The sequence below is a fragment of the Candidatus Hinthialibacter antarcticus genome (assembly GCA_030765645.1).
Taxonomy (GTDB): domain Bacteria; phylum Hinthialibacterota; class Hinthialibacteria; order Hinthialibacterales; family Hinthialibacteraceae; genus Hinthialibacter; species Hinthialibacter antarcticus.
The window spans coordinates 22,202-34,061 of the sequence record JAVCCE010000075.1; the positions used below are offsets into that span (position 1 = coordinate 22,202).

The following is an 11,860-nucleotide window of genomic DNA, read 5'->3' on the forward strand; positions in this document are numbered from 1 at the left end:
CCATGTCAAGAGTCTAAAAATATCCTGTTTAAATTTGAACCGGGCGCTCATTCGCCAGAAGAGCCCTATTGTGCTGTTTTATTTGAATTTATGCTGATTCAAACATATCATAACAAAAGAATTACGCCTATTTATTAGATTTTAACCACAATAATATGGAAATTCAATTCAGTTATTCATTTATTCTTCATTTTTTGTATCAACGTAATCAATTTTACCGGGGATGTTCCCTTTTATCACAAAATGCCTGGTGGTAGAATTTATATTCTATATGTAATGTAGAATAAAAGGTGGGCGCGCATTGGATATGCCAAAGCGCATTCCCGCTTTGGTGCAATGTGCTATGCTATTCGGCGTTCACACAGAAACGAGCAGGAGTTGGCAAACGTATGTCCGTAGAAGATATCAAAAAAGAGAGCAAACGGCTTCGAGGCGGCATCAATCAGACTTTGGCAGGTTCCGTTGACCATTTTGAAGAAGACGATTACCAGTTGCTGAAGTTTCACGGCATTTATCAGCAAGACAACCGCGACGCCCGCGTTGAACGCCGCAAGCAAGGTCTCGACCGCGAACACATTTTTATGGTGCGCAGCCGCATCCCCGGCGGGCAAGTGACAGCCAAGCAATATTTGATTCATGACGAGGTGGTCGGCAAATTTGGCAACGGCAGTTTGCGCATTACTTCGCGCCAGGGGCTGCAAGTTCACTTTGTCGTAAAAGGTGAATTGAAAGACTGCGTCCATGCGATCAATGAATCCGGCATCACCACCTGGGGCGCGTGCGGCGACGTGGTGCGCAACGTCATGGGCGCGTCTAGCCCCATTCAAGACGCCGCGCATCAGGATATCTGGAAACTGTCTTCCGAACTTGCGGAAACATTCAAATCCCATAGCCAGGCGTATAGCGAAATCTGGTTGAACGGTGAAAAACTCGATACGCCCGGCAGCGAAGACGAACCCATCTACGGCGAGTTTTACTTGCCGCGTAAATTCAAATTTGGCGTCGCGGTCCCGCCGCGCAACGATACCGACCTGTATACCAATGACGTTGGCTTGGCGCCTCATGTTGAAAACGGCGCAGTGGTTGGTTATACGCTGATCGTCGGCGGCGGCATGGGCATGAGCCACGCCAAAAAGAATACCCGCCCCATTTTGGGCAAACCCATGTTCTATATTGAACGCGCCCATGTCGTCGATCTGTGTAAGGCCATCGTGTTGACGCAGCGCGACCTCGGCAACCGCGAAGACCGCAAGCAGGCGCGGATGAAATATCTAGTCGAAAAACTCGGCGTCGAAGCCTTTAAAAAAGAAGTGGTCTCGCGCCTTGATGACGGCATTCAAGTGTCTGAACCCAAGCCATTGGTTTGGAACACAACCGGCGACTTGTTGGGTTGGAACGAACAGGGCGACGGCAAACTTTTTCTTGGCCTATGGGTCCCCGAAGGACGCATCATCGACAGCGATGAAGGCAATTACCGCAGCGCGATTCGCGCCATAGTTGAAACCTATTCGACGCCTGTGCGCCTGACCCCGAATTGCAACATCATTTTTTGCGATGTTGATCCCAAACATAAAGACGCAATCAACGCTCTGTTGAAAGAACATAACGTAACCTTGGACGATAGTTTTTCTGAAGCGCGTCGCCTAGGGATGGCTTGCGTATCCTTGCCTACCTGTGGTTTGGCGCTGGCAGAAAGCGAACGCGTGTTTCAAGGCGTTCTGGATGAAATTGACGTTCACCTACGGGAACTCGGCCTGGACCAAGACCCGATCTTGATCCGCATGACGGGCTGTCCGAACGGGTGTGCGCGTCCGTATAACGCTGACATTGCGTTCGTGGGCAAATCGCCGGGTAAGTATGTCGTCTTTGTTGGCGGGTCGCATCGCGGAGACCGTTTGGCTGCGTTAGACAAAAAAATGGCGGATATCAAAGACATTCCCGGTTTGGTTCGCGGCTATCTTGATGAATACGTCAGCAACCGAAACGAAGGCGAGTGTTTCTCGGATTATTGGGGGCGCGCCCATGTTAAAGATGCGAACCCATCGCCCGAGCAGTTTCATCAAGAGCCAGCATCAAACTAAATCCACATGAAACTACAGAACCCAATGGATATCACTGTCCCCGCCTCCGCGTATGGAGGCGGGCTGGTGTTTCCCTATTTAGAGCATCAACCGCAGCTGGGCGAAAATGTGTTTATTGCGCCCAATGCGTCGGTCATTGGCGAGACTACGCTTGGCGATGAGGTCAGCATCTGGTTTGGCGCGGTACTACGCGGCGATATCGCTCCCGTATCAGTCGGGCGGGGCAGCAACATCCAAGACAACGCCGTCTTGCATGTCGGTGATGACGAACCATGCTTCGTCGGTGAAAACGTGGTGGTCGGGCATCAGGCGCTTTTGCATGGTTGCACGGTTGAGGATGATTGTCTGATCGGCATGGGCGCCATTGTGTTGAACCGGGCGGTCATCGGTCGCGGCTCGTTGGTTGGCGCAGGCGCCCTGGTTACGCAAGGAACAATTATCCCCCCAAACAGCCTCGTGGTCGGCTCGCCCGCAACCGTCAAGCGCGAGTTGAAAGACGACGAACGCCAGCAACAGGCTGTATACGCCGCGAAATACGTGGAGGTCGCCCATAATTACCGACTAAATTTCTCGACTTAATCCCCCTGTATTCCTAAGTTTAGTCTTTTCAAATTGAAAGCATTTCTCTCTCAAATAGAGAGAGATGTGCATTTCCCTCAATTTCCCATTTTTTTGTCCGAAAATAGATAGTGAACGAAATCGTAGATGAATGAATCAGTTAGATCGTCAAAAACGCCCTTGAGGCATAAATAGAGAAACTGGAATGATTATTGAAGTTCTACAGATCGAGGGCATTGGGATTTCGGAGATTAAGGCCATGACTGTCGCAGAACGAATTTTAGAAAATATCTTTGAACCGGTCCACGAATTTGGTCCGTATACTCCTATATTGCTTGGACTCGCAGTTATCGTTGCGTTCATTCTATCCGCCTGGATCGTGTTTGAATTGGTTTCGATGAACCGCGATAAATCTGCGAAACGGACGCGCTTTGACCAAAACGTGGGGCGTATGAACCTCTCCCGCAAAGAGAAGACCTACTTGCTCCAAGCGGCGATGGCGGGCAATCTGCATGATCCCAACCGTTTGCTGCGCCGCCCTAGCGAATTTGACCGTTGGATGTCGCGCTTTGAAGCAAACGGCAACCCCGAAGAACGTCGCATCATTGAGGCATTGCGTAAAAAACTGTTCGGCGCCCAATCAAAATCAAGAGGATGGAAATCAACCAGAGATTTCGACCCTGGCTGGCGGATGTCCATGAGGGTTAGCGGTCATCGCGAGTCATTGGTTGAAGGCTTTCTGGCCAGTGTTGACAACGATGGCTTGGTTTTGTCGATTAACTCCATTTCATTTAAGGGAGAGAAGACCGATTGGTTGACTGATGGCATTGCCAAGGGAATCATGGTGCGGCTGCAGGGTAAGAAGCGCACAATCCATGTTCCTCTCGAACCTCAAAGCCGGCTGGAGATTCATTTGACGGCGCCGGATGGACAGGTGTTTAACTTCTCGACGTACTTGCAATCGGCGATTCCCGGCCCGCAAAAAATGCTGGTCTGCGACCATAGCAACATGATTCACCTGCGCGGCAAACAACGACCTGGACTGGTGAAGAAAAACCTCAACGCTTCTGCGGTGCGCAGCGTTGTCTAATTGATAAAAAAATGGTTCATCCGGTTTGTGAGTACTGCATTGTTGGATGGCTATGATTACGAAAACGTGTTCAGGCATGGGTGCAACTCTGAGAGCGCCTGTGTATAAGGGCCTGAAAGCCCGCACTGAAGCGAGCAGAGTCATACCCATGCCACATGCAGCCAAATCTCAATTCAATTTATAAAAAAAGTATCCAAATTTACGGAAGAACCAGAAAATTGAATTGCTCTCGCCCCTGTGTGGATAACGCGCAGGGGCGTTATAAGGGCAATGTCATTTAAGGGGTGGCAAGGGCAAGGCGTCGCGAAGTCTGCCTGACGCAGGCAGGCGACGGCAGCCCTTGATGCAACAAAACTAAAACATATCAGCTATGTAGGGGCGCAACGCGTTGCGCCCGAATCCCCCCTGGCGCTTTCAGCGCCGTCCCCCCTTAAAAAGGGGGCTAAAAGTCTTAAGTCAATGACATTGGTTATTAGGGCGGCTATTGAATCTTGGGGCGCTGAGGTCAAACTTACCTTTATCAGCAGCTAGACTGCGATGTATCTCATCTCGTCTATGACATCAATGCGACTTTCATCACAAAGGGGGAGGCACGGCATGGATTATAATGCTCGCGCTGAAAACGGCGTTTTAGTCATTGATCTTCTCGAAGAAAATATCGACGCAGGCAACGCCAAGCGCTTTAAGGTTGAGATACTGAAAGTGCTTGAGCCTTATCCCAAAGCAGTGCTGAATCTGTCTCCCATCCGTTTTATGGATAGTTCGGGTCTGGGCGCGATGATTTCTTGTTTGCGTCGTCAACAAGAAGCCGACGGTGATTTAAAACTTGCCGGGCTTAAGTCGCCTGCGCTGGATTTGTTCAGACTGGTTCGGATGGACCGCATCTTTGAACTCTACGATACTGTCGAAGACGCTGTTCAGTCGTATGAGGTTTGATTTCGGATGCGGCATTGTATCGTTCCTCGGAGGCGTTTACACTAGTGAGATATGGAACCAATCAAGGAGACCGGTATGCTGCCTCAGGCTCCTGAATAAAAACTAACGGTTACTTTGCAACCCTTTCATCAATGCTACCAGTTCAATCATAGAATTCACAAAGAATACATTTTGGGTCTCGTCTGAAATGGACTGAAGATTTGCGCTCTCCCAAAATCGACCTCCAATCACTAAATAGGCGCCGCATTTTTCTGTGGCTTCCGCCAGTTTTTTAATGTCTAATTTAATGCTGACTCCACGTTTTAAATAGCTGATGCTAAGCCAAACCATAAAGGGTTTGTGTTCTTTTAATGCGGTATGAAAGACTTCAAATGGCGTATTGGGCCCAAAATTTATCGGGGCAAACCCTTCGGATAATAAAGTCGTAGCGACCAGAAACGAAGGAACTATATAGGGATCACTTGAAGGCGCCCCTCCAAAAACGACTGGGGAATTTCGCTTTGTTTCAAACATCGCTTTAAAAACGCTTAAGGCGTTAATACAGATATCCGTCGCTCGATGTTCGACTCCAATGCCGTTCTCGTTATGCTTCCAGAGTTCTCCAATTCGTTCCATCGCATAGGGAATCGTATTGTCGCAAATTTCTGCAACGCTCATTCCACTTAGATATAGCAGCATGATGTAACCACGGGCTTTCTCTAACTCGCCGTTTTCTAAGAACGCATAGAAGCGGTCATTTTCTGTGCCGGGAACCCAAACTTCATTTGCGACATGCCGTAAGTCCGAAAATCCGAATATTTCAGGGTTCTCTAATTGAATTTTATTACTTCGTACAAAGCGGATTGCTTCTTCCAGCGAAATTTTGCGGTGGCCTCCGATTGTCTTTATCGCTTGGATTTTACCGTCGTCAACCCAGCGTTTAACCGACGATTCGCTTCGATTGATTGCTGCTGAAAATTCTTTTGGGGACAGGATCGATCGCAATATCTTCAACCTTTTCGGATGTTTATCTCTTTGCATGAACGTTATTACAACCATGCAAGGCGGCGTGAGGCTAATATATTTGTGATTATAACTTGACTTTGTTACAATTCTAGGTACTTTATACACATTGAGTGAACGTTTATTCGTTCGTTTTGGTTGTGGATTAAATACCAGAGCAAGGAAATGATGAAATGAGTATGGTTAGGATCGCCGTTTTGTTCATTCTCATTCTAAGCGTCTCGATAGAAGGGCGGGAAACGATGCGTACAGTCGAAACCGAAACGGTTTTATTTGATTTTCAACACAAAGAAATGATCAATGTATTTTTCATTACCAATGATTCTGTAATGGGTGGAAAGTCTCAGAGTCGTCTTTCATGGAACGATCAAGGGCGATTGACATTTACAGGAGACGTTTCGCTTGAAAACAATGGAGGATTTGCGTCCTTTCGATCAAAAAATATTGATTTTGAATTGAAGGGCCAAAATTATCTAAGCGCAAGCATTATTGGAGACGGTAAGCGTTACAGGCTATCAATTGGAACAAACGAACGCCAGAGCGGTGTTTATTACTATTTTGAGTTCGACACAAAGACGGATCAAAAAGAAACCATTGTTGCGCCATTGAAAAACTTTGTCGCAAAATATCGAGGCCGCACAGTCGGGAATGCGCCCATGTTGAAAGCAGAAAACATCGCGTCGGTCGGATTAATGATCGCAGATTCTCAGCAGGGTGATTTTTCGGTAGAAATTGAATGGATCAAGGCGACATTTGATGCAAATAATGAGAATGAAAACCAGGAAAGAAAAAAGTGACAAAAAATAAACAAAAGATAGCGGTCGTTGGTGCAGGCGTTGCGGGCATTACTGCTGCGCATGTTCTTCAACGAGAATATGACGTAACAATTTTTGAAAAAAATAATTACTTGGGCGGCCATACCAATACAATCGTTATTCAAGACGGCCCAGACGCTGGCGTTGCGGTTGATACGGGATTTATCGTGCTTAATGACGAGACCTATCCGACCTTTCATCGCTTGCTTCAACAACTCGGTGCGCCGGTTCGCAATAGTGATATGTCATTTGGATTTCATTGTGAGAAAACCGGACTGCAATATTGCGGAGATAATTTGAATTCAATATTTGCGCAAAGAAAAAACCTATTGAATGTTCAACATTGGAAAATGTTATTTGATATTCAAAAATTCGGAAAAGTTGGGTGTGAACAATTAGAAAACAATAATATTGATTCACTTACATTAGGCGACTTTGTGCAGAAATGTGGTTTTTCAGACAGCTTTATTGAAAACTATATTGCTCCAATGGGCGCAGCCATCTGGTCTACGCCTAGTAAAGAGGTGATGCGTTTTCCTGCCAAAACATTTTTGGAGTTTTTTAAACATCATGGATTGCTTTCGCTTAAGCCGCCGCAATGGCAAACCGTTATTGGAGGCAGCCATACATACATCAAAAAATTTATTGAACAATTTAAGGGCCGCTTCAATTTAAATCATTCAATCAACAAAGTTGTTAGAAACAATAATGGCGTTACGCTTGAATTATCCAATGGCGAGAAACAAGAATTTGATTGCGCCGTTATGGCGTCTCATGCAAATGAAACATTTAAAATTCTCAACGATCCAACGCCCGATGAACAGAGATTATTAGGCGGTTGGAGGTACGTCAAAAATAAAGTCGTACTACATACTGATTCATCCGTCATGCCTTCCAATCATCGAGCCTGGGCTTCGTGGAATTATAAACGAGAATACATTGAAGATGGCAATAATGCGCTTTCAATGACCTATTATATGAACCGTTTGCAAGGGTTAGATTCAAAGAAGAAATATTTTGTTACATTGAACAGCCATAAGAAAATTGATCATAAAACGATAATCAAGGAAATCGAATATACACACCCATTGTATGATTTCGATTCTGTACACACGCAAAGTGAATTACACAAACTGAACGGTATAAACCATACATATTTTTGCGGGAGTTATTTTGGTTACGGGTTTCATGAAGATGCGGTCAAGTCAGGTCTGCAAGTCGCGAACCTGTTTGGTTTAGATTTATGAAATCAAAAATTTTTCATTGTCAGGTCATGCATGCACGTCTTCATCCAATGGAGCACCATTTTGTGTATCCGCTTTATATGTATGCTCTTGATTTGAATGAATTGGAGCGACTTGATAATGAAAACCCTTTGTTTGGATATAACCGCTTTCGGCCTGTTTCGATTTACGATAAAGATTATTTAAACAAGGAAGACGGCTCGATTCAAACAAAGTTATTTACGCTTTTATCATTACATGGTTTCTCTGAAGAGATAAAGCAAGTCGTTCTATTAACGTCGGCTCGGTATTTTAATTACGTCTTTAATCCAGTGAGTTTTTATTATTGCTATAAAAATGATGGATCGCTTGCTTGCGTCGTCGCAGAGGTGAATAACACATTCAAAGAAAAGCATGTGTATGTTCTTTCAAGAAGCCAAGAGAGCAATTTGAAAAAATACACGCGCTATTCAGTTGATAAGCAATTTCATGTGTCGCCGTTTAATGATATGCAAGGGGCGTACGAATTTCATTTTGCGGATGTCACTGATTCAATCGATATCCATCTTGACCTAATGAAACAAGGCCAAGCGTCTCTTAAAACGCGGTTGTGGGGAAATACCGTTCCACTTACGGCAAAGAACTTGTTTTTTACTTTAATACAACAGCCATTTGTTCCCTGGTTTACAATGCCAAGAATCGTTTGGCAAGCTGCGAAACTCTATTATGGAAGGAAGTTAAAGGTGTATTCAAAACCCAATCCAAGCAATGTAATGACAGTGCGCCATGCTCAAATGCCTTTGATAGACAAATGCTGCGCAATAATGATCAAAAAAGTTTTAACTAATGTTAAGAATGGTTGTTTGCAATTGATTCTAACTGACCATTCTGTTGAGTTTTATGGTGATTTACATTCAAGACAACGCGTAAGTATAAAAGTGAACCATTCTTGTTTTTTTCGCAAGGCTGTTTTGGGTGGAAATATCGGCTTCGGAGAATCGTATGTTGCTGGAGATTGGGATACGGATAATTTAACGAAATTACTTGTGTTTTTCTTGGAAAACCAAACTTATTTAAACAACTTTGTTTTAAGGTCTGCCTGGCTTGGACGTGCAGCGAATCGCGTTATGCATTCTTTTCGAAAAAATACTCTTGTGAGAAGTCGCGAGAATATTCTAGCGCATTATGATTTAAGCAACGATTTCTTTAAAATCTTTCTTGACGATACGATGACTTATTCATGCGCTCAGTTTAATAGTGAACAAGAAAACCTACAGCAAGGCCAGATCAATAAGATAAATTTAATGATTGAAAAAGCGAAAATTACCTCCAATGATCACGTTTTAGAGATTGGTTCCGGTTGGGGAAGTTTTGCGATTCAGGCGGTAAAGCAAACTGGTTGCCGCGTTACAACAATCACGTTATCTGCTGAGCAACTCAAAATGGCAAGAGACCGTGTTAAAGAAGAAGGATTGCATGATCGGATTGACGTCCTGAATTGTGATTATCGTAATATGACGGGGCGCTTTGATAAAATTATTTCAATTGAAATGATTGAAGCCGTTGGCCATGAGTATTTGGGCGAGTATTTCAAGCAACTCGACAAATTATTAAATCCGGATGGGGCAGTTGTTATACAAGCAATTGCTGTAATAGATCAAAACTATGAATCATACAGAAGAGAGAGCGATTGGATCCAGAAACATATTTTCCCTGGGGGCGTTGCGCCTTCATTACATGTTATTGCTGAAAATGCAATGAAGAATTCACGTTTTTTTATCGACCATGTAGAAAATATTGGAATGGATTATGCTCGTACGTTGCGTGAGTGGAAACAGACATTTCTATCTAAAAAGAAAAACGTAGCGGATATGGGATTTGATGATGAATTTATCCGAAAGTGGGAATATTATTTTTCTTATTGTGAAGCGGGCTTTCTCACTCGAATATTAAACACCTATCAAATTGTCTTTAAACGACCTGAAGTTCTTTAGATAAAATAATGAATCCATTTATGATTTTTCTTTTTTGTAGTTTACTTGTTTCCTTCATTATGCTTGTTGTATTTTTCATTCAATGGAAGACGAAGGATGCAAGCATTGTTGATGTAGCGTGGTCTGCAAATTTAGCAATCCTTGTTTTAATATACGCTTTTTTTCTCGATGGTTATGCGTTGAGACAAAATGTTTTGTTTGCATTGGTCTGCATTTGGTATATTCGTTTATCATTGCACTTGCTTTTTGATCGAGTCATGGGAAAAGAAGAAGACGGACGTTATCAAAGTATACGAAAAGAATATAAAGGGAATGTTCAATTCTTTTTTCTCGGTTTTTTTCAGTTACAAGCGCTGGCTGATGCGCTGCTTTCAATCTCTTTTCTTATTGTCGCAATCAACCCCAAGCCATTTTTAGATGTTTTTGACGGTATAGCGATTGTATTATGGGCGCTTTCATTCACAGGAGGGGCAATCTCTGATTATCAACTTTCAAAATTTCGTTCAAATCCCCTCAATCGTGGGAAAACCTGCCGAGTTGGATTATGGCAATATAGCAGACATCCAAACTATTTCTTTGAATGGCTTCAATGGCTGGTGTATCCATTGCTTGCGGTTGGTTCTCCCTATTGGTATTTAACGCTGCTTGCGCCTGCCATGATGCTATATTTTATTGTATTTGTTACGGGAATTCCGACATCAGAGACTCAGGCTCTCCGCAGTCGGGGAGGCGATTATCGAGATTATCAAAATACAACGAGTCCATTCATACCATGGTTTCCTAAAAATCGTTGATTCGATTGGCCCGATGACGGTCTGAAAATCTATTTGCCCGGAACACGGCATTGTATCGTTCCTCGGAGGCGTTTACACTATTGAGATATGGAACCAATCAAGGAGACAGGTATGCTGCCTCAGGCCCCGGATGTACCAGTTTATCGTAAAGGATTCGGCCTCAAAGAAGATGTTGCGGGCGAATTACGAAAAGAATACCGTAGCGCGATGATCCAACATTTGCGTGATAATGGCTTCGAAGTGCAAGTGGACAACCTGCGAATCTTGTTAGCCAAAGAGTTCGGTTTTTGTTACGGCGTTGACCGGGCGATTGATTACGCCTACGAAACGCGCCAGATGTTTCCCGACAAAACGTTGTATATCACCTATCAGATCATTCATAACCCGCGCGTCAATTCTAAATTGCGCGAAATGGGCGTGCGTTTTTTATCGGGCGGAGAAGACGAAAACTACAGCGTTGACGACGTGACGCCTGATGATGTGGTGATTCTCCCTGCGTTTGGCGCCAGCATGGAAAAAATGGATGAGTTGAAGCAAATCGGCTGTACGATGGTCGATACCACCTGCGGCTCAGTGATGCACGTTTGGAAGCGGGTGGAGCGCTACGCGAAAGATAATTTCACGGCAATTATTCACGGCAAATATTATCATGAAGAAACCATCGCCACCGCCTCGCACGCGACAAAATTTAAAGACGGGAAGTACATTATCGTTCGCGATGAAGAAGAAGCGCAGTTTGTTTGCGACTATATTCTCAACGGCGGAGACAGAGATATTTTCTTAAGGAAGTTTGAAAAAGCGATCAGCCCCAATTTTAATCCTGATACAGACTTGAAGTGCATGGGCGTCGCCAATCAAACTACCATGTTGAGCAGCGAGTCGCTTCATATCGCCAAGATGATTCAAAAAGCGATGGAAGACCGCTTTGGCAAGGAACACATCAAAGAGCATTTCCGCTCGTTTGATACCATTTGCAGCGCGACCCAAGAGCGCCAGGACGCCATCATTGAATTGGGTTCCAAAAAACCGGATTTGATTTTGGTTGTCGGCGGCTACAACAGCAGCAACACCAATCATCTGTGTGAGATTGGTTTGAAGTATGGGCCTACATATCACATTAGCGATGTCGATGGCATTCTCTCAAGCGATGTGATTCGTCATAAACCCTTTGGCGAGAAAGAAGAAATTCAAACCGAAGGCTGGCTGCCGCAAGGTAAAGCGACGGTGGGCGTGACCGCAGGCGCTTCGACTCCTGATAAAGTGGTCGGCGAAGTGATCGACCGGGTGTTGGAATGCCGTGGATTTCGCCTGGAAGAGGTTTTTCAGAATGTGGCGCCTCTGCGGGAATCCTAATAGAAGCCTTTGAA

The 11,860-nt window shown here is 44.6% G+C and carries 10 protein-coding genes; 9 read left to right on the forward strand and 1 reads right to left on the reverse strand.

Features of this window, described 5'->3' with window-relative positions; all coding sequences use genetic code 11:
* The first annotated feature begins 389 nt into the window (after positions 1-389).
* The 4 genes from P9L94_19540 to P9L94_19555 all read left to right on the forward strand — a co-directional run bounded on the left by P9L94_19540 (position 390) and on the right by P9L94_19555 (position 4,665).
* Positions 390-2,081 carry an NADPH-dependent assimilatory sulfite reductase hemoprotein subunit gene (locus tag P9L94_19540; protein ID MDP8246286.1) on the forward strand — a complete coding sequence of 564 codons (1,692 nt, stop codon included), beginning with the start codon at positions 390-392 and terminating at the stop codon, positions 2,079-2,081.
* A gap of 24 nt (positions 2,082-2,105) precedes the next feature.
* The gene (locus tag P9L94_19545) at positions 2,106-2,660 is read left to right on the forward strand and encodes a gamma carbonic anhydrase family protein (protein MDP8246287.1); all 555 of its coding nucleotides are present in this window, start codon (positions 2,106-2,108) and stop codon (positions 2,658-2,660) included.
* Positions 2,661-2,898: 238 nt separating this feature from the next.
* Complete coding sequence (locus tag P9L94_19550; protein ID MDP8246288.1) at positions 2,899-3,729, forward strand: hypothetical protein; 831 nt, start codon at positions 2,899-2,901, stop codon at positions 3,727-3,729.
* Positions 3,730-4,326: 597 nt separating this feature from the next.
* Positions 4,327-4,665, forward strand: a complete 339-nt coding sequence (locus tag P9L94_19555; GenBank protein MDP8246289.1) for an STAS domain-containing protein — start codon at positions 4,327-4,329, stop codon at positions 4,663-4,665.
* A gap of 102 nt (positions 4,666-4,767) precedes the next feature.
* Here the strand turns inward: P9L94_19555 and P9L94_19560 are convergent, their stop codons facing one another.
* Positions 4,768-5,685 (reverse strand): hypothetical protein, encoded by a 918-nt coding sequence (locus tag P9L94_19560; GenBank protein MDP8246290.1) that lies wholly within the window; start codon positions 5,683-5,685, stop codon positions 4,768-4,770.
* 224 nt (positions 5,686-5,909) lie between these two features.
* Between P9L94_19560 and P9L94_19565 the strand changes: the two genes are divergently transcribed.
* The 5 genes from P9L94_19565 to P9L94_19585 all read left to right on the forward strand — a co-directional run bounded on the left by P9L94_19565 (position 5,910) and on the right by P9L94_19585 (position 11,846).
* The gene (locus tag P9L94_19565) at positions 5,910-6,464 is read left to right on the forward strand and encodes a CIA30 family protein (protein ID MDP8246291.1); all 555 of its coding nucleotides are present in this window, start codon (positions 5,910-5,912) and stop codon (positions 6,462-6,464) included.
* Entirely contained in the window at positions 6,461-7,729 is a 1,269-nt protein-coding gene (locus P9L94_19570) for an FAD-dependent oxidoreductase (GenBank protein MDP8246292.1), read from the forward strand. Before P9L94_19565 ends, P9L94_19570 begins: the two co-directional genes overlap by 4 nt.
* Positions 7,726-9,699: a DUF1365 family protein gene (locus P9L94_19575; protein ID MDP8246293.1), complete on the forward strand. Its 1,974-nt coding sequence runs from the start codon at positions 7,726-7,728 to the stop codon at positions 9,697-9,699. The genes P9L94_19570 and P9L94_19575 overlap by 4 nt, the downstream gene beginning before the upstream one ends.
* Before the next feature lie 8 nt (positions 9,700-9,707).
* Positions 9,708-10,493 (forward strand): DUF1295 domain-containing protein, encoded by a 786-nt coding sequence (locus P9L94_19580; protein MDP8246294.1) that lies wholly within the window; start codon positions 9,708-9,710, stop codon positions 10,491-10,493.
* Between the two features lie 111 nt (positions 10,494-10,604).
* Positions 10,605-11,846 carry a 4-hydroxy-3-methylbut-2-enyl diphosphate reductase gene (locus P9L94_19585; protein MDP8246295.1) on the forward strand — a complete coding sequence of 414 codons (1,242 nt, stop codon included), beginning with the start codon at positions 10,605-10,607 and terminating at the stop codon, positions 11,844-11,846.
* Positions 11,847-11,860 lie beyond the last annotated feature (14 nt).